Here is a 21110-nt window from a genome sequence, read left to right as displayed (position 1 = left end):
TCGTCGGCACGGCCGGCCGGCGCGGCCAACGCTTCACCCTTCACCAGCGTGCGCGCCGCGAGTGCATCGACCGCTGCTGGGCGCGAGCCGGGGCCGCCGAGTAACTGATCGGTGCCGACGGAGGAGGCCACCAGCGGCATGACCGGTCCGGCCATGGGACGCGGCGCCGGCTGGCCGGGCGCGACACTGGCCTCCGGCGTTGTCGGCTCGATCGGCACCGCGATCGGTCCGGAGCGGGCGGCCAGGAGGCGCGTCACCTCGCGCTCGACATAATGCGCAAGCTTGCGCGCGCCGGGCCTGGTGAAAAAGACGCCGTCGGCGGTGCGGAGCTGGCGGATCTGGCCTTCGAAGTCGGGACCCTTTTGCAGGAAACGGCCGGCTTCGTCGACGAAGCCGTCCCAGATATCGACATAGGTGATGCCTGCCTTGCCGGCGCCGTCGCGATAGAGCGCATCGAGGAACAGCATGTCCGCGGTTCCCTTTTGCCCACGGATCGCAGGCAGGCCGACCCACAGCACCGGCACGCCCTTGGTTTTCAGCACGCCGATCAGTTCTTCGATCTTCTTGGCGTAGAGTTCGACCCAGCGCTCGTCGCGGAACTCATAGACCCCGCCGCCCGAGCGTGCGCTCTTTTCGGGAGAAGCTTGCGGCGTGTCGTTGTCGGCGGCATCGTCCGGCGACAATTCGGCGTCGACCGGCTTTTCGTCGCGTTTGGCTGTTTCCGTCGAACCGTCCGGCTTCGGCTTTCCGTCTGCCGGCTTGGCGTCCGGCTTGCCGCGCGCGTCTTTCTTCTCGTCCTTCTTGTCGGTCTTCTTCTCGGTGACGGTCTCGCGGATTGCCACGCGGTCATTGAGGCCGAGCATGACGACGATGGCGTCGGGCTTTTCGGTGGCGAGGATGGCTTTCGCAGCCGCGGTCCAATCGGCGGGCTCGCCGCGCGGCTGATACTTGATCAGGCCGGAGCCGGTCTTGTGCTTGCGGATCACGCCCATATCGGGCTGTTCGGCATAGGCGTCTTCCAGGCCATAGCCGAGCCAGTCGGCCATGGCGTCGCCCAGCACCAGCACGTTACGTTCCGGGATGGTGTCGCGCTTGGCGGGACCGGGCGCGCGGGAGAAATCCTGGCGCGGTGCCTGCTGCTGTTGCTGCTGCTGGAATGGCGCAAAGAAATCGCCGCCGAACCAGCCGCCGCCACGCTGCGGCGCTTGCCGCTGCGGCGAACCGCCGAACCCGCCGAAATTGAAAAACTGGGCGGAAGCCGGTCCCACGATCCCGACCAGCATCGCGATCACGACCGCCAGCACGGCCAGCGGACCGGTATCGGTGAACACGCGCAAAAAGGACTTTGGCTTTCGCATCCGGCTCGGTCGCAAAATGGATCGTGAAGCGTCAAACATAGTAGCGGAATCGGGCCGCAAGCGGGCAGATTTTCCCCATAAACCGGGGTTCCGGCCTGATCGTCAAGGCTTCTGCCAAATCGTGGCTTTCAGGGTTACTTTTGCCGCTGAAATCGGGATTCACCGCCCTCGAAGCCGCTCGAGGACGTCAGAGGAGGCAAATCCGTCCGCCGGCGCCCCGATGGAAGCCTGGAAGCCGCGCAGCGCCTCCCGCGTCTGGCCGCCGAACTGGCCGTCCGGGGTGCCCTTGTAGAAGCCACGCTGGGCCAGCAATTGCTGCAGTTCCAGGCGTTCCGCCCGCGACAGCACCCGCTCCTGGCGCGGCCAGGGCTGCACGAATGGCGGCCCTCCGCGCAGGCGGTCGGCGAAATGGCCGATCGCCAGCGCATAGGCCTCCGCCGGGTTGTATTTCATGATCACCCGGAAATTCTGCAGCATCAGGAAACCCGGCCCCTGCGTGCCGGCCGGCGCCAGCAGATAGGCCTTTTCGGTTGAATCGGGGAACGGCTTGCCATCGGCCCGGACCAGGCCCTGGCCCTGCCATTGTGCGATCGTCATCGCCTTGGACTTGTCCGCCAGCATGAAATTGAAACCCTGCGGCAGCACCACCTCATAGCCCCAGCTGCGGCCGGTCTGCCAGCCGTCCTTCCTGAGGTTGTTGGCGGTCGACGCAATCAAATCGGCGGCGTTGTCGACGACGTCGCGGCGGCCGTCGCCGTCGCCGTCGACGGCGTAGCGCTTGAAGGCGGTCGGCATGAACTGCGTCGGCCCGAACGCGCCGGCCCAGGAGCCGCGCATCTGTTCGGGACGCAGATCGCCGCGGTTAAGGATTTCGAGCGCAGTCAGGAATTCGTCCTTGAAATAGGCCTGGCGGCGGCCGATGCAGGCCAGCGTCGCCGTCGAATTCACGACGTTGCGGTCGCCCATCTGCGTCGAGTAGTTGGATTCGATGCCCCAGATCGACGCGATGATGTAGCGGTCGACGCCGTAGGCTTTCTCCGCCGCATCGAATTGCGGCTTGTATTTCGCGAGGATCTCGCGGCCCTTGGCGAGGCGGTTGTCGTTGACGAGGATGTCGAGATAATCCCAGATCGCCTTGGTGAATTCGGGCTGCGAATCCATCAGGTCCATGATGCGCAGATCGGGCTCGAGGCCCGCGGTGAAGCGCTGGAAATTTTCCTGGCTGATGTTGCGGCGTGCGGCATCAGGCCACATCGAGGCGACGCAATTTGGAAAGTTCGCAGCCGCCTCGCGAATCGCACTCGCGGTCATCAGCGGGTGACCGGAGGCGCCGTCCTCGCCGCTCCAGGGCGGCGGACCGCCGTCGGGGCCGGGCGCAGCCTGGGGCGCCGTTTTTTGCCCTGAGAAGAGGTTGCCGAGAAAGTTCGAAACCCCGTTGTTGTCAGAGGATTGGGCATAAGACGGGCTGACAAAGGCGCCTCCGCTGGAACACAGCAGCGTCGCCGCGATTATGATCACGCCGGCTCGATTGCTCATCGCTCGTTCAGCTAGGCACATGCAGTGTCCGTCCGTCGTTCTCACCCCGGTTCAAAAGGCCCGGTCGCGGTTTCCAATAGTTTAACAGAGGGCAATTTGTTGTCGCGTCCGACGCGCGCAAGGGCAGGTGCAGGAGGAGGCGAACCGCCACCATACATCCGCCTTTGTTGGGGGGTGCAAACCGGCTATCAACGTGCAATCAAAGGACTTTCCTTATTGCCAAATTTCTCAATATCAAGGCTCCTGATCTCCCATGAAAATCCGTAAAGCCGTTTTCCCGGTCGCCGGTCTCGGTACCCGTGTCCTTCCCGCCACCAAGGCGATGCCGAAGGAAATGCTGACCATCGTCGACAAGCCGCTGATCCAGTACGTGGTCGACGAGGCCAAGGAGGCCGGCATCGAACACTTCGTGTTCGTCACCGGGCGCAACAAGGGCGTGATCGAGGATCATTTCGACCGGATGTTCGAGCTCGACTCCACGCTCGCCGCCCGCGGCAAGAAGGCCGAGCAGGATATTCTGGCGCGCGACCAGCCCGAGGCCGGCGCCATGAGCTTCACCCGCCAGCAGGCGCCGCTTGGTCTTGGGCACGCGGTCTGGTGCGCGCGCGACATCGTCGGCGACGAGCCGTTCGCGGTGGTGCTGCCGGATGAGTTGGTGCTGAACAGCCCGGGCTGTCTGAAGCAGATGATCGAAGCCGCGGCCAAGCTTGGCCCCAAGTCCAATTTGCTCGCGGTGGAAGCGGTGCCCGACGATCTCACCCATCAATACGGCATCTGCGGCGTCGGCAAGCGCCTCGCCAACAACATGTTCGAGGTCGACGGCATGGTGGAAAAGCCGCCGAAGGGCACCGCGCCGTCAAACCTCTCGATCACCGGCCGTTACATCCTGCAGCCGGAAATCTTCAAGATCCTGGAAACGCAGGAGCGCGGCGCCGGCAACGAGATCCAGCTCACCGACGCGATGAAGACTCTCGCCAAGACGCAAAGCTTCTATGGCGTCGAGTTCGAGGGCGAGCGGCACGATTGCGGCTCGAAGTCGGGCTTCCTGCGCGCCAACATCGCCTACGGCATGGCTCGCGCCGACCTTCGCGATGGTTTGCGCAGCGAGATGAAGAAATATCTGGAGAAGTAAGGGGCGGGGCGCGCATCGATTCGCGCCGTCATTGCGAGGAGCGAAGCGACGAAGCAATCCATAGCCCCGCATACGCTGCAGCATGGATTGCTTCGCTTCGCTCGCAATGACGATGGTTGGCAGAAGGTCGTGTCCTAAGCCACCAGCGCGAGCTGGGAAATGGCGGCGACCACCGACTGGTTGCGTCCATTGGCCTTGGCGGCGTACAGCGCCTTGTCGGCCGCTTCGATCAGATTGGTCCAATCGATCGCCGCCGTGGGCGTTACGCTCGCGACGCCGATGCTGACCGTCGTGACGGGATCTTCCGACCATTGCACGACCTTTGCGCGGATGGTCTCGGCGACGGCGAATGCATCCACCACCGAAAGGCCCGGCAAGAGCACCGCGAATTCCTCGCCGCCGTATCGCGCCGGACAATCGCCGGCCCGCCGCACCGAGTCCGAAATGCAGATCGCAATGCCGACCAGAACCTGGTCGCCGGCCTGATGGCCGTAGGTGTCGTTGTAGGCCTTGAAATGGTCGGCATCGATCATCAGCACCGCGACCGGGGTCTGGTTGCGCGACGCCCGCCGCCATTCCGCGTCGATCTCGATATCGAACTTGCGCCGGTTCTTCAGCCCCGTGAGTGCGTCGGTGGTTGCCAGCTCTTCCAGCTTGTCCTCGGCTTCCGCGCGGCGGCCGATCTCGCGCGCGAGAAACAGCGTGGTGCCGACGACGAACAGGATCAGCATCAGCATGATCGCGCCGATCCGGATCACTTCCCGGTGCCAAAGGTTGAGGATGGTCGAGAGCGGCTTTCCGACCACAACGAAGAACAGATTCGTACTGCCGCTTCGGACATAAAGCCGCGGTGTCGGATCGACCGGCCCGACGCCGGCATAGGCCGTGCCTTCCTTTAGATTGTCTGCGCGCCAGCTCGGCCGCTCGGCCAGATTCTTTCCGATGACTTCGATGTCGAACGGCGTCCGCATGATGATGGTTCGGTCGCGGCGCAGCACGGTGATCGTATCGCCGGGATTGAGAGTGAGCCGGCCGAACAGTTCGTGGAAATAGCTGAAACGGATCGAGCCCACCACGACGCCCATGAAGCCGCCGTCGGAATCACTGATGCGCCGGCTGAACACCACCGAATAGGCACTGCGACGCAGCATCGGGCGGCTCATGTAAAGGCCGATATCGGGATTGGCGCGATGAACCTGGAAATAATCTTCGTCGCCGCGATTCTCCGGCGCCGGATCGAGGCTCGCCGCATCGTGCGTCAGGTTGCCTTGCGCGTCGAACACCTGGATCACGCCGAAATGTTTGGCGGTGGCAGCATGATCGAACAGGATCAGGTGCTGGATTTCCTTGGTGACGCCCTTGATCTCCGGCATGACGAGGTTGCTGGCGACGGCGCGCAGCGACAGGTCGTAAAGTTCGATATTCCGGCTGATGTCGGCGTCGATGCCGGCGGCGAGATTTTCCAGGGTCTGGCGCGCGAGTTCTTCCTCGCCGCGGCGCATGTCGAGCATGACACTGGTGCAGATCGCGGAAAAGCCGATCACGGTCGCGATCGACGAGGCGATCAGGAGCTTGGTCGACAGCCGCCAGCGCCGGCGGCCGGAGACTTTTCCGAACCAACCCTTTCCGGCCACGTCGCTTTGCCGCCCGAATAGCATCGTCTGTTCCCGCTATCCGGTATGCGCTTGATAAATTGTTGCGGCCTTAAACGGTGAGCGCGATATGATAGAGAGTTAACGGCTGGTTGCTGGCGCCGACGGTTTTATGCAAATCGCCATTGAGGACACGCGTGAACGTTTACGACCCGTTACGGGACTATCTGAAGGCGCAGACGCTTTCCGAATTCGTGCTGAGCTTCGAACAGATCGAGCAAATCATCGACGCCGCGCTGCCGCGCGCCGCCCAGCGCGCGTCTTGGTGGGAAACCCTGCGCAGCCCGCAGGAGAAGATGCCGCAGCGCGAAGCCTGCCTGGAAGCCGGCTACCTCGCGACGCGGCAGGCGGACGCGAAGAGCGTGAAATTCAAAAGAATGCCGGCGCGGCGGTGAGTAGGCGCCGTTCGCCCGCCATCACCGGCTCATGCAACATCGCATTGCCGGTATGAAATCCGCTGAGCGAGCCTCCTGCTGGAGTCAGTTCCGGACACCGGCCCTACCGTCGCCTCAATTTGGGAAGATGTGGCTCTTCTGGGGCGCAACTTAAAAGAACAAGAAAATCGATCGTGGGAGGATGGCGCCGATGGGTCGGACGACATGGTCGTTTGGGCGTCCCACGCCTGTAAATCTCTGACGGCCGCGGCGATAGCCGATGACCGCGATGGTGACATCGAGTCTTGATGGTGCTCTTGATCGGGCAGGGTGGGGTGCGATGTCGGGCGGATCCCGGTTTCTCGCGCTCGGACTGGTCGCTGGACTTGGGCTGACGCCGGGCCTCGCCGCTGCAGGCGACGCACTGCAGGTGACGAGCGCCCGGGTGCCTGCTTCCGACGAGATTGGTATCGATCTCCCGCTCGTGATGACGATCAGAAACGATGCGGCCGAAGCCGACGCGATACTGCGCGTCCGCTGTCCGTTTGCGAATTTCTCCGTAAGACACACCGTCGATCGCGGCGAAGGGGCGCCCGCCATGCGCGAGATCAAGTCGATTCCGATTCCGGAAAACAAGACGGTCGAACTCACGCGCGACGGATATCACGTCATGCTGCTGCAGACGCGGCAGAAGCTCGTCGACGGCGAGAAGTTCACATGCGCCGTCGTTTTCCAGAAAGCCGGAACCAAAGAAACGGAGGTGCAGATTTCACGAACGCCTTGATCGCGACAGCGGACTGTTGAAGCCCGCTGAATAGGGCCCGTCAGCGGAACGCCCGGATATGCCGGACGCTCAATCCGACATGAACTGCCAACAAGACTTGCCAACAAGGAGGGCATTACTCATGGAGCGATCTTCAGGTCACACAAGAATGTTGATGCGAAGCTGTCTGCTTGCCGCAGCAGCCGCTGTCGCAAGCGTGATGAGCACACTGCCTGTCTCCGCCGCGGATGAGGTCAGTCAGGAGCGGCTGCTCAACGTCGACAAGGAGCCGGGCAACTGGCTTCATCATCATCAGAATTACTCGGCTCACCGGTTCTCCACTCTGAAGGAGGTCAACCGCGATAACGTGAAGAACCTGAAGGTCGCCTGGACCATGCACCTCGGCGGCATCGAAGGCGGCGGCATCTGGAGCCATGGCGGGCTGGAAGGCACTCCGATTGCGGAGAACGGCTTTCTCTACGTCACCGATGGATGGGGTTCGGTCTACAAGATCGATGCGCATGGCGGCCGCGGCGCGCTGGTCTGGAAGATGGATCCCAAGACGGACCGTGATTGGGCTGGTGCCGTGGCATGCTGCGGTGTCGACAACCGCGGCGTCGCGCTGTGGGGTAATCTCGTCATTTCCCATACGCTTGATGGCCGGCTGATCGCGACCAACAAGGAGACCGGCCAGGTCGCCTGGCAGCGTACTGTCGCCGATCCCGACAAGGGCGAGGTGATCACCGGCGCGCCATTGATCGTCAAGAACATGGCGATCACGGGCGTTGCCGGCGCAGAGTATGGCATCCGTGGCTGGATCGCAGCTACCGACCTCTCGACCCAGAAGGAGGTCTGGCGCACCCACACAATCCCGGGCAAGGGCGAGCCCGGCAGCGAAACCTGGAAAGACAGCAACAACGCCGCCGCCGCCGGCGGTGGTTCGACCTGGGTGACCGGCACCTACGATCCTGCAACCGACACCATCGTCTGGGGCATCGGCAATCCCGGACCGGACTGGGATAATGCCTATCGGCCCGGCGACAATCTTTACACCGACAGCTCGCTGGCCCTCGATGCCACGACCGGCAAGATCAAGTGGCACTATCAGCACACGCCAAACGATCCCTACGACTACGACAGCGTGGCGGAAAACGTGCTGGTCGATGTCCCCGGGCCCAGTGGTCCGCGGAAGCTCGCGCTCGAAGCGGACCGCAACGGCTTCGCCTATGCGATCGATCGCACCAACGGCAAGTTCGTCTGGGGCCTGCCGTTCGTCAAGAAGGTCACATGGACCAAGGGGCTCGACCCGGAGAGCGGCAAGCCGATCGAGTATGACCCCAACAAGTCCGTGCAGGCCTATATCGCGTCGGTGACACCAAGCCGCACCAACATGGAAACCCACATCTGTCCCGGCAACATGGGCGGCAAGAACTGGCCTCCGACAGCCTACAATCCGGATCTGAAGCTCTGGTACATCCCGGTGATCGAGAGCTGCAATCGCATCAAGGTTGAGGTGATGACGCCGGACAAACTGAAACCGCGCGAGTTCTGGACCGGCGGTGGTCCGAGCCAGCCGTTCAAGATCACCGGCAGCGTGACTGCGATCGATGTGACTACCGGCAAGATCGCCGGAAAAATGGAAACGCCGTTCCCCAATTTGGGCGGCATCCTGGCTACTCCCGACCTCATCTTCACCGGTCAGCCATCCGGCGAGGTGATGGCGCTTGACGCCAAGTCTTTGCAGAAGCTCTGGGAGTTCAACACGGGCGGCGGCGTTAACGCACCACCGATGACCTTTACGGTCGATGGCAAGCAGTACGTCGCCATTCTGGTCGGCCTCGGCGGCGCCTGGGACAAGTGGTTCATCGATGCGACGCCCGAGCTGAAGAAGATACAGCCGGGATCGATGCTCTACGTATTCGCACTCTGACATCTCAAAAAACGGAGGGTCCGCAATCGCGGGCCCTCCCGCTTCTTCGACAAGAGATGCAATGATGATCTTCGACCGATTCCCGGTGGCGGCGGGCACGCTGCTCGCGAGCGTCGTTGCCCTGAATTTTTCGATGCTGGCCGCTGCTTACGGTCAGTCGGCGCAAGCGCCGACCTCGGATCCGACCAATGCCGGCAAGGCAGTGTTCGGCAAGGCCAATTGCATGGGTTGCCACAAATGGCACGGCAATGGGGGTGGCGGCTACGGCGGTGATGCGCTGTCGTTGCGCAAGACCGATCTGACGCGGGATCAGATCATCGAAGTCGTCGGCTGCGGGCGGCCGGGCACCGGGATGCCGTTCTTCACGCGCGGCGCCTACGATGAGGTGAAATGCCACGACATGAACCGCCAGGACGCGGGAGCTCAGATGCCGCCCGAAGGCGGAATGTTTCTGCGATCGAAGGATATCGAAGCCGTCGCCGACTACGTGATCGCTCATATCAAAGGAGCGGGCGAACCCACTTACGCGGAATGCATCGCCTTCTTCTCAAGCTCGTCGCGGGTATGCGACGTCTACAAGACGCAGGCGCAGAAGCCGGATGATGCGACCGCCAGCAGAGGGAAGGGCCAGTGATGCGCAGAGTGAAGCTGCCAGGAGTTTTTGCTGCGGGCCTGCTCGCCTGGCAGGCGGTAGCGCTTGCGAGCTCTCCGGCGCGGACGGAAGAATTCAGCGGCAACGATCTGCGGGATATTCGCCTTGGAATGGCCGCGACCGAATTGACGGAGTCCGGTTACGTCGACTTCTCCTGCGCGGCGGATCCGAAGCGCACATTGGCGGGCTGGAAGGATTGGCATGACTGCCCGGCCGACGCGAGTGGGACACGCGCGATCCGATTTGGCTATGATCCGTCGACCAGTCGGGACGGCACCATGGTGGCGGGTCACCCTGCGATCCTGACCCTGCTGATCGACAATACCGGGCACATTGCTGGCTTGCAGATCGAGACCGATCCCAAGGCGCGCCTCTATATCCGGAAGAAAGCGTTTCTGCTGGGGCTGCAGGCCAAGTCGCGCTACGGCTCGGATGGCTGGGCATGCACCGAGGGCCAGCCGAGTGCGGGAGACCAGCCAGTGGGAGGCATCTACCTCAAGGAGCGCTGCGCCAAGACGGTCAGTGGCCGTTCGCTCGTTGTCGAACGCAACCTGTTTCGTCGACCCGATCAGGACATCAAGAATTTCGTCGATGAAACGCGGATCAGCATACTGCGAGCGAAGGATTAGCGGATAGTCGATGATGCCGGCTGCCTGAATCAGCTCGCCGCTTCCAGCCGCTCTTCCGTCAATAGCCGCATCGCGGCGTCGGCGTCCATCGGCTCGCCGAAGGCGAAACCTTGCGCGTATTCGCAGCCGAGCTGATAGAGCTCGACCGCATCCGAATCCGTCTCCGCGCCTTCCGCCACCACGTCCATGCCGAGATCGTGGGCGAGCGCGATGATCGATTTGAGGATCACCGGCCGCGTGCCGCGGCTGGTGGTGCGGACGAAGGACTGGTCGATCTTGATGGTGTCGAACGGGAAACGCTGCAGATAGGCCAGCGAAGAATGGCCGGTGCCGAAATCATCGAGCGACAGGCCGGTGCCGAGCTCGCGGATCCGCGCCAGCATCTGCGCCGCGTGCTCCGGATTCTCCATCACCAGCGATTCCGTCAGCTCCAGTTTGAGCGTGCCGCGCGCCACGGACGAGCGCGACAGCACGGTGCGGATATCATGGATCAGATCGTGGCGCAGCAATTGCCGCGAGGAGACGTTGACGGAGGCGAAGATCGGCTCGCGCGAGCGCATCGCGCGCTGCCACACCGAGAGCTGCCGCGCGGTCTGGTCCAGCACGAACATGCCGAGATCGACGATCAGCCCGATTTCCTCGGCGATCGTGATGAATTCGGCAGGCGACATCCGGCCGAGCTTGGGATGGTCCCAGCGCGCCAGCGCCTCGAAGCCGGCGATCGAGCGGTCTTCCAGCCGCACGATCGGCTGGTAGAGAATGGTGATTTCCTGCCGCTCGATGGCGCGGCGCAACTCGCTTTCCAGCGTCAGGCGGTCGGTCTTGCGGGCGCGCATCGCCGGCTTGTAGACGTCGATACGGTCGCCGCCGATGCGCTTGGAATGATACATCGCAAGCTCGGCGTCCTTGATGATCTCTTCGGTGAGCTGCGTCTGCGGGTCCGACAGCGCGAGCCCGATGGACGCGGTCAGGAAGATCTCGCGGTCGTTGAAGGCGATCGGCGCGCGGATGGTCTTGCGGATGGTTTCGGCGAAGGCGGTGATGCGCGCCGGGTCCTGCTCCGACATCAGGATCAGGCCGAACTGGTCGCCGGCCAGCCGCGCCAGCGTGTCCTGCGGCTTGAGGATGCGCGTCAGCCGCCGTGCCAGCGTCAGCAGGATGGAATCGCCGACCGCGATGCCGACGGAATCGTTGACCTGCTTGAAGCGGTCGAGGTCGATTACCATCAGCGTCGGCCGCAGCGTCGGCATGCTCTTGACGAAATTGGCGACCGCGCCGAGGCGATCCATGAACAATTGGCGGTTGGGCAGGCCGGTGAGGTTGTCATGCACGGAGTCATGAAGCATGCGCTCTTCGGCATTCTTGATTTCGGTGACGTCGGTGAGCGTGCCGACCACGCGCGAGACCTCACCGTCGGAGCCGACCACCGGGCGCGCCTTCAGCGCGAACCACATGAAATGGCCGTCCGGGGTGCGCAGGCGGAAATCCTGCACCAGACGGCCGCGACGCTGGTCGAGCACGCTGTCGAGCGCGGCGCGGAAGCGATCCTGGTCGAGCGGATGCAGCACTTCGAGCCATTTCGCGGCCGGGCCTTCCAGCGTGCCGCGCTTCAGCCCGAGCAGGCTTTCGGTCTCCGGGCTCGTGAACACCTTGTCGGCGGAAACGTCCCAGTCCCAGATCAGGTCGCCCGAGCCGGTCAGCGCCAGCGCGCGGCGCTCGACATCGGAGACGATGCCGGTGGTGGCGCCGCCGCCGGCAAACGCATGTTGCATGACCGTAAATCCGATCAGCATCACGATCAGCACGAGACCGCCGAGCAGCGCGGGCCCCACGATGTCGTTGGTGACGCTTCCGGCCACCGTCATACCGGCGGCGATCACCCAGACCACCAGCAGGAACCAGGTCGGGATCAGCAGCACCGCGCGGTCGAAGCCGTGCGTCGAAAGATAGACGATCAGCGCAAAGCCGGCGAAGGCGATCAGCACCAGCGAGATGCGCGCAATGCCGGAGGCGACGGCGGGGTCGAACAGCGCCAGCGCCACCAGCGAGCCGAGGAAGGCGAGCCAGCCGACGGTGATGTGGGAATAGCGCACATGCCAGCGGCTGAGATTGAGGTAGGCGAACAGGAACACCAGCAGCGTCGCCGCCAGAATCGCTTCACCCGCCGCGCGCCAGACGCGCTCGGCGTTGTTCGACATGTCGAGCACCTTGCCCCAGAAGCCGAAGTCGACGCCGATATAGACCAGCACCGCCCAGGCGAGCGCGGCGGCGGCGGGGAACATGATGCTGCCCTTCACCACGAACAGGATCGTCAGCACCAGCGCCAGCAGGCCGGAGATGCCGATCACGATGCCCTGGTAGAGCGTGAACGAGTTGACCTTGTCCTTGTAGGCGTCGGGTTCCCAGAGATAGAGCTGCGGCAATTTATCGGTGCGCAGTTCCGCCACGAAGGTGATGACGGCGCCAGGATCGAGCGTGATGCGGAAGATGTCGGCGGTCGCGCTTTCCTGGCGCTCGGGCCGGTCGCCGGTCGACGGCGTAATCGTTGCGATGCGCGATAGGCCGAGGTCGGGCCACAGCAGGCCTGACGACACGATGCGATAATGCGGGGCGACGATCAGGCGGTCGAGTTGGTCGTCGGTGTTGTTGGCGAGCGCGAACACCACCCAGTTCTGTCCGCCCTCGCGGGCGCGGACCTCGATGCGGCGGACGATGCCGTCGGTTCCCGGCGCGGTCGAAACCTGGATGCGATCGGTCTCGCTGCGCTGATGGTCGAGCACGGCGGTGAGGTCGATCGCAGGCGCGTCGCTGCGGACGCTGACAGCGTCAATGGCATGCGCCGCAGGCGCGGCCATAACAATCATGAGGCCCAGCGCAAGCAGCGCAAGGCGCCTGATCAGACGCAATGTCAGTACTCCGCGACCAACGATCCTCCCGGCCCAGCGAACGGGTCGGCGTTGTCGCGATAAATGACATGAAAGCGAAGCAAATCAAAGGGTTTCCACCCGCGCTTCGCTCTCGATCCGTTAAACCTCCAACACAATTTTGCCAATATGTGCGGAGGTCTCCATCCGCCGGTGCGCGTCGGCTGCTTTTTCAAGCGGAAACGAGCTGTCCATCAGCGGTTTTACGCGTCCTTCGCGCAATAGTGGCATCACCTTGGCCTCGATGGCGGCGACCATCGCCGCCTTATCCGCATTAGTACGGGGTCGCAGCGTCGAGCCGGTATGCGTCAGCCGCTTCACCATCACCTTGGCAATGTTGACGCTGACCTTGGGGCCGTTGAGCGTTGCAATTTGCACGATACGGCCATCGACCGCGGCCGCGTCATAGTTGCGATCGACATAGTCGCCGGCGACCATGTCGAGGATCAAATTGGCGCCGACATTGTTGGTCTCCGCCTTGACCACGGCGACGAAGTCCTCGGTCTTGTAATTGATCGCGCGGTCGGCGCCGAGTTTCAGGCAGGCGTCGATCTTGTCCTGCGAGCCGACGGTGACGATCACCTTCGAGCCGAACGCCTTGGCAAGCTGGATCGCCATGGTGCCGATACCGGATGAGCCGCCGTGGATCAGAAGCGTTTCGCCCGGCTTCAGCGCACCGCGCTCAAACACATTGTGCCACACGGTCATCAGCGTTTCCGGAATGGCGCCGGCTTCCCGGATCGAGAGCGAGGGGGGCACTGCCATCGCCTGCGCGTCCTGCGCGATGCAGTATTGGGCGTAGCCGCCGCCCGCCACCAGCGACATCACCTTGTCGCCGATCTTGTGCTTGGCCGCGCCTTCGCCCAGCGCCACCACTTCGCCGGCGATTTCGAGGCCGGGCAGGTCGCTGGCGCCGGGCGGCGGCGGGTAGGCGCCGGAACGTTGCGCGACGTCGGGACGGTTGACGCCGGCGGCCATCACCTTGACCAGGATCTCACCCGGACCAGGGTTCGGAACGCTGCGGGTTTCCGGCAACAGCACTTCGGGACCACCGGGCTTGCTGATGCCGATGACGGTCATTTGCGCAGGCAGCTTTTCCATGATTTGTCCTTGCGAAAGGCTGAGAATAAGGCGGCCCCTGATTAGCCAGCCGGGCTGCGGCTGGCAACCACATCGGGGACCGCAGAGAGCAAGGAGAAACGCATGGCGATCGAGGATGACGACAAGCCGCGGAAGAAAATCTCCCACGAGATCGGCCAGGATCTATCGCTGCTGTCGGTCGAGGAATTGACCGAGCGCATCGCGCTGCTGAATTCCGAAGTCACGCGGCTGCAGGAGGCCGCCACCAAAAAGCGCGCGTCAAAGGATGCCGCGAACAGCTTTTTCAAGACGTAGTAATTGCTGCGGCCCGTCTTGTGGCAGGGCCGCTGGCCTACTTTCTCTAAATCGCGACCGCCGGTGATTGTAGATCCCTGCGTTGGCAGGAACGACACCATTGAAGTCAACGTCAAACTCGGCCAGTGGCCGACATGGCAAATAATCCCTAAAGAAATTCGCTCATTTACGAAGGATTAAGCTTTCTCCTTTATGACTGGCATTGTCCTCGTTTGGACACCGAGTGGCTCCTGTCCACTCTGTTTGACGCCTCCCTGTTATCAACTTCAAAAGCCGCCGGAAACGGCGGCTCTTTTTTGTGCGCAGCGCGGCTATTTAGTGCCCCCATACGCTGGAAACCATAAATCCGGTTGCCGCTGGACTCTCGATCTTGCCCGAGCAATGATTTGTTCATCATAAGCCGGTGGGTTCACAGCCGGCGGGGCAAATAGTGGCGTGAGGGCGTTAACCATGGCGGATCGTTCGCAAAGCGAACCCGCGCTCGTTCTGTTTAGCGAGCGGCTGACTAATTCGGCGGCATTTGGAACTCTGTTCCGGGAAGGCATGGATCTGGTCGAGGAAACCGCCGCCTATCTCGACGGCGAGGGCCGCACCGACGCCAAGGCGCTGGAACGTTCTGTCAGCCTTACTTACGCAACCGAAAGCATGCGTCTCACCACCCGCCTGATGCAGCTCGCGTCCTGGCTGCTGCTGCATCGCGCCGTCAAGGAAGGCGAGATGACGCTGAGCCAGGCCAATCGCGAAAAGACCAAGGTCAAGCTGACGGCGGCCGATCCCGGCCCCGAGGACATGATCGCCAAGCTGCCGCAGCAATTGCAGGATCTGATCGCGCGCTCGATGAGCCTGCAGGCGCGGGTCCGCCGGCTCGACACCACGATCCACGCGCCATCGGCCGAACGTGCGCCGATCGGCAATCCGCTGGTGCCGCAGCTCAACCGCCTGAAGGCGGCGTTCGAGCAGTAAGCCAGGAAACTCTCTCCGCCGTCATTGCGAGCGTAGCGAAGCAATCCACTTATCCGCTTGCGGCGCGGTGGATTGCTTCGTCGCTTTCGCTCCTCGCAATGACGGGATAGGCGAGCACCCAACAAAAAACGCCCCGCGAAACCGGGGCGTTTTGCATTATGGACGCGAACGGGGAGGGGTCCGAAACCCTCAGTCCTTCTTGAGGAAGCCCGAAAACTTCTTCTGGAAGCGCGACACACGGCCGCCGCGGTCGAGAATCTGCTGGGAGCCGCCGGTCCAGGCCGGGTGCGACTTGGGGTCGATATCTAGGTTCAGCTTGTCGCCTTCCTTGCCCCAGGTGGAGCGGGTCTGGTACTCGGTCCCGTCGGTCATCACGACCGTAATCGTATGATAATTCGGGTGAATTTCGGCTTTCATGGCATATCCTTCGGCGCGCCGGCGCCCGTCTCAATAGGCAATGGGTACAGGATTTGGGCGGCTCTATAACGTAAGGCGGCCGCCAAAACAAGCTACGTATCCTTCCTGATTGGGAATCTCCCGGATTTGCCAGAGGGGGCGGCGGGGCCTATCTGGGGACGGCAAAACCGGTCGGATTTCATGAGCGCAGCGGAACAGCTTGAAGACGTCAAAACCGCGCCCCCACGGCGCGACGCCCTGCTCGAGGAAGAGGCCTTCATCGAGGCGCAACTGACGGAGTCGCCGGCCAAGACCCGGGCAAGGCTCCGGCCGCTATTGGCGCTGGCGCCCTATGTCGCCCGCTACCGCGGCCGCGCGCTCCTCGCCTTCATCTCGCTGACGGTCGCGGCGATCACCACGCTGGTGGTGCCGATCGCGGTCCGCCGCATGATCGATTTCGGCTTCAGCCCCGAAGGCATCGCCCTGATCAACAGCTATTTCAGCGTCATGATCGCGGTCGTCGCCGTGCTCGCCGCCGCCAGCGCCTCGCGCTACTACCTCGTGATGACGATCGGCGAGCGCATCGTCGCCGACCTCAGGCGCGACGTGTTCGCGCATCTGATCTCGCTGTCGCCGGCCTTCTTCGATTCCGCGCGCTCGGGCGAACTGGTGTCGCGGCTGACCGCCGACACCACCCAGATCAAGTCCGCCGTCGGCGCCTCGGTGTCGATCGCGCTGCGCAACATGATGCTGTTCATCGGCGCCGCCACCATGATGGTGATCACGAGCCCGAAGCTTTCAGGGTTCGTACTGCTGGCGATCCCGGTGATCGTGATTCCGCTGGTCGCGTTCGGCCGCTGGGTGCGGCGGCTCTCGCGCAATGCGCAGGATACGCTTGCGGATGCCAGCGCCTACGCGTCCGAACTGGTCGGCGCGATCAGGACCGTGCAGGCCTATACCAGCGAGCGGATGGCGACGACCCGCTTCGGTGGCGAGGTCGAGCAGGCCTATGAGGCGGCGCGCAGCTCGACGCGGGCGCGCGCGGTTCTGACGCTGATCATCATCTTCATCGTGTTCTCCAGCGTGGTCGCGATCCTCTGGGTCGGTTCGCACGACGTGCTGACCGGCCAGATCACGCCCGGCCGGCTCGGCCAGTTCGTGCTGTATGCGGCGTTCGCCGCAACCGGTCTCGGCCAGCTCAGCGAGGTCTGGGGCGAAGTCTCGGCCGCCTCCGGCGCCGCCGAGCGGCTGTTCGAGATCCTTAGGGTCAAATCGCAGATCACGGCGCCGCCGCAGCCGGTCGCGCTGCCGCAGCCGGCGCGCGGCGATGTCGGGTTCGAGAATGTCAGCTTCGCCTATCCGGCGCGGCCGGACGTGCTCGCGATCGATAATGTTTCGCTCTCCGTCAAGGCCGGCGAAAAGGTCGCGATCGTAGGTCCGTCAGGGGCGGGCAAGAGCACGCTGTTTCATCTGCTGCTGCGCTTCTACGATCCCGCGCGCGGCACGATTTCGCTCGATGGCGTGCCGGTCAAATCGGCCGATCCGGTCGACGTGCGCTCGCGCATCGCGCTGGTGCCGCAGGACTCCGTGGTGTTCGCGGCCAGCGCGCGCGAGAACATCCGCTTCGGCCGGCCGAATGCCAGCGATGCCGAAGTCGAGCGCGCCGCCGATCTGGCGCATGCCACCGAATTCCTGCGCAAGCTGCCCGGCGGCTTCGAGGCGCAACTCGGCGAGCGCGGCGTGACGCTGTCGGGCGGCCAGCGCCAGCGCATCGCGATTGCGCGTGCCATCCTGCGCGACGCGCCGCTATTGCTGCTCGACGAGGCAACGTCGGCGCTCGATGCCGAAAGCGAGACGCTGGTGCAGACCGCGCTGGAAGAACTGATGCGCCACCGCACCACGCTCGTGATCGCCCATCGCCTCGCGACCGTCTTGTCCTGCGACCGAATCATGGTGATGGACCAGGGCCGGATCGTCGAGCAGGGCACGCACGCCGAATTGGTTGCAGCAAACGGGCTCTACGCGCGATTGGCGCGGCTGCAATTCGAAGGCGTGTAGCCGATCACAGGGAACCGAAACCACCGCTCTGTTGTTGCAACGCTGTGCTTTTTGCCCGGCCCATTCAACAGGAGGTGATTATGCCCTTTCGCCGCGGTGGTTTTGCCCTGACGCCCCCCTCGGTCGTTATCTTCCTGATTTCGTTCATCCTCGCGGTGTGTGCGCTGCTCGTTCGCTACGCCCATGTTTCGATCCCCATCATCACCCCATCGCACGTGTTCGACGTGCTCGCCATCGCTTATGTCGTGTTGACGGCGGGAGTGCTCATTCGCGGCGTCTAGAGCATGATGAAATTGGATTTGATTGCGACCAGGAAGAAGGTGCACTCCCTCTCCCGCTTGCGGGCGAGGGTTGGGGGTATTTCCGCGAGCGACGCTTTAGCTGTGTGGCCTGGCGTCCCCGCGGCATTTTGGCGAGAGCGCCGGCACGTTCGGCCACGGCCAATTTTTCCAGCTGCCATCCGCGCCGACACAGGCGGCGGTCGAGGCGGGCGGTGCGTCGGAACGCGCGGCGCCTGCCGCAAAACCACATAGGCGGTCGACAGCAACCCGGCGACGATCACCACCAGGAACGTCGCAGAACCCTTCGCAAACTCGGCCAGCTTCATGGGATCGCCCTCCTAGGGTTGAGCTGGTAATCGCCGAAGTGGCTAAAGGATCCAGTCCGTAAGGGCCGTGACCGACGTCACGGGACGTGGAAGGATGTCGTCATGGCCGGGACATCTGCGCGAAGACGCGCTTCGCGCTTTTGCCCGGCCATGACGAGGTTGTTGGGCCGCTGGAAAGATTACCTCAGCGTTCCGTCAGCTTCAGCTCGATGCGGCGGTTGCGCTTGTAGGCGTCTTCGTTGGGTGCGGAGTCCAGCGGCTGGAATTCGGCGAAGCCGGCGGCGACCAGCCGCTGCGCGGGCACGCCGAGCGAGACCAGATATTGCACCACGGAGATGGCGCGCGCCGACGACAATTCCCAGTTGGACTTGAACAGCGGCGAGTTGATCGGCCGCATGTCGGTGTGGCCGTCGACCCGCAGCACCCAGCCGATCTCGCTTGGAATCTGCTTGTCCAGATCGATCAGCGCCGTTGCAAGTTTATCCAGCTCGGCACGGCCCTCGGGCAGCAGCAGGGCCTGACCGGTGTCAAAAAAGACTTCTGACTGGAAGACGAAACGGTCGCCGACGATGCGGATGTCCGGGCGGTTGCCCAGGATGGCGCGCAAGCGGCCGAAAAATTCCGAACGGTAGCGCGACAATTCCTGCACGCGCTGTGCCAGCGCCACGTTCAGGCGCTGGCCAAGATCGGCAATCCGTCCCTGCGATTCCTTGTCACGCTTCTCGGAGGCTTCCAGCGCTTCCTCGAGCGCGGCGAGCTGGCGGCGCAGCGCGCTGATTTGCTGGTTCAGCACCTCGATCTGGGCGAGCGCGCGCGAGGAGACGGCCTTTTCGGATTCGAGCGCCTTGTTGAGCTCGCTGGCGCGGCCCTGGGCGTCGCCGCCGGCGCCAGCCAGCCCTTCGTAAAGTCCCTTGACGCGGTCGCGTTCGCCTTCCGCGGCGGCAAGGCCGGCACGCAGCTGCGAGACCTGGTCGTCGAGTGCAAGCTTGCCGAGCTTTTCCAGTGACAAGAGATCGTTGAGCTGCGCGATCTTGGCGTTGAGCTGTTCCAGCGCCTTGTCCTTGCCGGTGACCTCCTGCGACAGGAAGAACTGCACCACCAGGAACACCGACAGCAGGAACACGATCGACAGCACCAGCGTCGACAGCGCGTCGACGAAACCCGGCCAGTAGTTGAAGCCGGATTCACTGCGTCGGGCACGGGCGAGGGCCATTTATTGTCTCCGGTATTCTTGTCCCGGACGCTGTGTGGCGTGACACGCCGCGCTGCAACGCCGGGACTGTTCGTGATTGGTCCCGGCGCTGCGTCGCATCACTGACGTGCTGCGCCGCGTCCGGGACGCGAACTTCAGCTCTTCTCGGGCTGCTTGGCGATCCGCTCCAACAGCTTCTTGATCTCGCGGTTCTGCTCGCCCTGGCCGTCGGCCCATTCGCGGATCATCTGCTGCTCGGTGCGCATATGGGCGACCAGGCCCTGAATGGCCTCCGCGAGATTGGCCATCGCCGCCGTGGTGTTGCGGCTGCCGCCGCTCTCTTCGACCACCGCGCGGATGCGCTCCATCGCATGCTGTATTTCGCCGCCCGACCCGTCGCCATATTCGCGCACGGTGGAGGCCAGCCAGTCCTCGAGGTCGGTATAGAAGCGGTTCTGCGCCTGGCTCGACTGCAGGTCGAGGAAACCCAGGATCAGGGAACCGGCGAGGCCGAACAGCGAGGACGAGAACGAAATGCCCATGCCGCCGAGCGGCGCGGCCAGTCCGTCCTTCAGGGTGTCGAACAGGGAGCCGGAATCGCCGCCGACCTTCAGGCCTTCGATCACCTTGCCGACGGAACCGACGGTTTCGATCAGACCCCAGAAGGTGCCGAGCAGGCCGAGAAACACCAGCAAGCCCGTCATGTAGCGGGAAATATCGCGCGCTTCGTCCAGCCGCGTCGCGATCGAATCCAGCAAATGCCGCATGGTCTGCTGCGAGATCGTCATCCGCCCCGAGCGCTCGCCGCCGAGGATTGCCGCCATCGGCGCCAGCAGCTTCGGGCGGCGGTCGATCGCCAGCCCGGGATCGGCGATACGGAAATTGTTGACCCAAGCCACTTCCGGATAGAGCCGGATCACCTGCCGGAACGACAGGATGATGCCGATCAGCAGCACCCCGCCGATCAGCGCGTTGAGGCCGGGATTGGCAAAGAAGGCTGTGATGATCTGCTTGTAGAGTACGACCGCGACCAGCGCGCACAGCACCAGGAACACCAGCATCCGCACCAGGAAGATCCGGGGCGAGGACAGTTTGCTCAGTTCGATCTCCATTTCGGAGCGGGAGGAGTGGCCTGAGGGCATTTGCGGGGTGTCATCCATTACGAAACGGGGTGTCATCCATTACGAGAGCCGGACTGGAGGCCAATATGGCACAGCGGGCCGGAGAAAAAAGCTGGAAGCCGCGATTTCGGGCACATGACGGCGGAACCTCTTCCCGAACCTGGGCTTTGACATCAACGTATTTTGGAACTGCTCGATGTCCAACCGGGATTTTTCGTGACGGCCTTATATCTTGTGGCGGTGGTTACCATTGCTGCATTGCTTGCGGCGCTGATGGGCGCCGGGGTGGTGCAACAGCGAACCGGCAACCTTGGCCGGGCCGGCTACCTGCCCGCTGCCCGGCCGTGGCGCCATCGCGACTGCCAGTTGCGTACCAGCGCGTTCTTCCCGCGTTCGCCCCCGACCTGATTCCGGACCCGGAGGGGCGC

General features: G+C 63.5%; 20 protein-coding genes. 11 read left to right on the top strand and 9 right to left on the bottom strand.

Annotated elements, in window-relative coordinates; all coding sequences use genetic code 11:
- On the bottom strand, positions 1-1358 hold a 1358-nt coding region (locus tag CQ14_RS39690), incomplete at its 3' end, for an SGNH/GDSL hydrolase family protein (protein ID WP_057863174.1).
- Positions 1359-1517: 159 nt separating this feature from the next.
- Positions 1518-2894 (bottom strand): lytic murein transglycosylase, encoded by a 1377-nt coding sequence (locus tag CQ14_RS39685; RefSeq protein WP_082650248.1) that lies wholly within the window; start codon positions 2892-2894, stop codon positions 1518-1520.
- 253 nt (positions 2895-3147) lie between these two features.
- Between CQ14_RS39685 and galU the strand changes: the two genes are divergently transcribed.
- On the top strand, positions 3148-4026 hold the full coding sequence (gene galU, locus CQ14_RS39680; RefSeq protein WP_057863173.1) for a UTP--glucose-1-phosphate uridylyltransferase GalU: 879 nt from the start codon (positions 3148-3150) through the stop codon (positions 4024-4026).
- A 134-nt stretch (positions 4027-4160) separates the two neighbouring features.
- Here galU and CQ14_RS39675 read toward each other — a convergent pair whose 3' ends face one another.
- Positions 4161-5660, bottom strand: a complete 1500-nt coding sequence (locus CQ14_RS39675; protein ID WP_245320891.1) for a sensor domain-containing diguanylate cyclase — start codon at positions 5658-5660, stop codon at positions 4161-4163.
- Positions 5661-5815: 155 nt separating this feature from the next.
- On the opposite strand from CQ14_RS39675, the gene CQ14_RS39670 reads away from it, so the two are divergent.
- The 5 genes from CQ14_RS39670 to CQ14_RS39650 all read left to right on the top strand — a co-directional run bounded on the left by CQ14_RS39670 (position 5816) and on the right by CQ14_RS39650 (position 10026).
- Complete coding sequence (locus tag CQ14_RS39670) at positions 5816-6073, top strand: DUF7662 domain-containing protein (RefSeq protein ID WP_057863171.1); 258 nt, start codon at positions 5816-5818, stop codon at positions 6071-6073.
- Between the two features lie 319 nt (positions 6074-6392).
- On the top strand, positions 6393-6836 hold the full coding sequence (locus CQ14_RS39665) for a copper chaperone PCu(A)C (RefSeq protein ID WP_057863170.1): 444 nt from the start codon (positions 6393-6395) through the stop codon (positions 6834-6836).
- Positions 6837-7035: 199 nt separating this feature from the next.
- Positions 7036-8745 (top strand): PQQ-dependent dehydrogenase, methanol/ethanol family, encoded by a 1710-nt coding sequence (locus CQ14_RS39660; protein WP_245320888.1) that lies wholly within the window; start codon positions 7036-7038, stop codon positions 8743-8745.
- A gap of 133 nt (positions 8746-8878) precedes the next feature.
- The gene (locus tag CQ14_RS39655; RefSeq protein WP_156435860.1) at positions 8879-9379 is read left to right on the top strand and encodes a c-type cytochrome; all 501 of its coding nucleotides are present in this window, start codon (positions 8879-8881) and stop codon (positions 9377-9379) included.
- A gap of 128 nt (positions 9380-9507) precedes the next feature.
- Positions 9508-10026, top strand: a complete 519-nt coding sequence (locus CQ14_RS39650; protein WP_245320886.1) for a hypothetical protein — start codon at positions 9508-9510, stop codon at positions 10024-10026.
- Between the two features lie 29 nt (positions 10027-10055).
- On the opposite strand, the gene CQ14_RS39645 is transcribed toward CQ14_RS39650, so the two are convergent.
- Both CQ14_RS39645 and CQ14_RS39640 read right to left on the bottom strand, forming a co-directional pair.
- A complete protein-coding gene (locus tag CQ14_RS39645; RefSeq protein WP_057863167.1) occupies positions 10056-12932 on the bottom strand; it encodes an EAL domain-containing protein in 2877 nt (958 codons plus the stop codon).
- 120 nt (positions 12933-13052) lie between these two features.
- Positions 13053-14051, bottom strand: a complete 999-nt coding sequence (locus CQ14_RS39640; RefSeq protein WP_057863166.1) for an NAD(P)H-quinone oxidoreductase — start codon at positions 14049-14051, stop codon at positions 13053-13055.
- A 102-nt stretch (positions 14052-14153) separates the two neighbouring features.
- On the opposite strand from CQ14_RS39640, the gene CQ14_RS39635 reads away from it, so the two are divergent.
- Entirely contained in the window at positions 14154-14345 is a 192-nt protein-coding gene (locus CQ14_RS39635; RefSeq protein ID WP_057863165.1) for a DUF1192 domain-containing protein, read from the top strand.
- Positions 14346-14795: 450 nt separating this feature from the next.
- Positions 14796-15308 (top strand): protease adaptor protein RcdA, encoded by a 513-nt coding sequence (gene rcdA / locus CQ14_RS39630; RefSeq protein ID WP_057863164.1) that lies wholly within the window; start codon positions 14796-14798, stop codon positions 15306-15308.
- Positions 15309-15497: 189 nt separating this feature from the next.
- On the opposite strand, the gene rpmE is transcribed toward rcdA, so the two are convergent.
- On the bottom strand, positions 15498-15725 hold the full coding sequence (gene rpmE / locus CQ14_RS39625; RefSeq protein WP_057833964.1) for a 50S ribosomal protein L31: 228 nt from the start codon (positions 15723-15725) through the stop codon (positions 15498-15500).
- Between the two features lie 180 nt (positions 15726-15905).
- On the opposite strand from rpmE, the gene CQ14_RS39620 reads away from it, so the two are divergent.
- Both CQ14_RS39620 and CQ14_RS39615 read left to right on the top strand, forming a co-directional pair.
- On the top strand, positions 15906-17762 hold the full coding sequence (locus CQ14_RS39620) for an ABC transporter ATP-binding protein/permease (RefSeq protein WP_057863163.1): 1857 nt from the start codon (positions 15906-15908) through the stop codon (positions 17760-17762).
- Between the two features lie 80 nt (positions 17763-17842).
- On the top strand, positions 17843-18043 hold the full coding sequence (locus CQ14_RS39615; protein ID WP_057863182.1) for a hypothetical protein: 201 nt from the start codon (positions 17843-17845) through the stop codon (positions 18041-18043).
- Here CQ14_RS39615 and CQ14_RS39610 read toward each other — a convergent pair.
- From CQ14_RS39610 to CQ14_RS39600, 3 genes are all read right to left on the bottom strand, one after another.
- Positions 18040-18369, bottom strand: coding sequence for a hypothetical protein (locus CQ14_RS39610; protein ID WP_057863162.1), 330 nt, complete (start codon positions 18367-18369; stop codon positions 18040-18042). The two genes, CQ14_RS39615 and CQ14_RS39610, sit on opposite strands and share 4 nt — an antisense overlap.
- A 184-nt stretch (positions 18370-18553) precedes the next feature.
- The gene (locus CQ14_RS39605) at positions 18554-19582 is read right to left on the bottom strand and encodes a peptidoglycan -binding protein (protein WP_057863161.1); all 1029 of its coding nucleotides are present in this window, start codon (positions 19580-19582) and stop codon (positions 18554-18556) included.
- A 134-nt stretch (positions 19583-19716) separates the two neighbouring features.
- Positions 19717-20703: a hypothetical protein gene (locus CQ14_RS39600; protein ID WP_057863181.1), complete on the bottom strand. Its 987-nt coding sequence runs from the start codon at positions 20701-20703 to the stop codon at positions 19717-19719.
- A gap of 195 nt (positions 20704-20898) precedes the next feature.
- On the opposite strand from CQ14_RS39600, the gene CQ14_RS39595 reads away from it, so the two are divergent.
- Complete coding sequence (locus CQ14_RS39595) at positions 20899-21090, top strand: hypothetical protein (protein WP_156435858.1); 192 nt, start codon at positions 20899-20901, stop codon at positions 21088-21090.
- The last annotated feature ends 20 nt before the right edge of the window (positions 21091-21110 follow it).

The organism is Bradyrhizobium lablabi, assembly GCF_001440475.1.
GTDB lineage: Bacteria > Pseudomonadota > Alphaproteobacteria > Rhizobiales > Xanthobacteraceae > Bradyrhizobium > Bradyrhizobium lablabi.
Note: the sequence above shows the minus strand (reverse complement) of the source record. Positions and strands in the feature narration are given on the sequence as shown.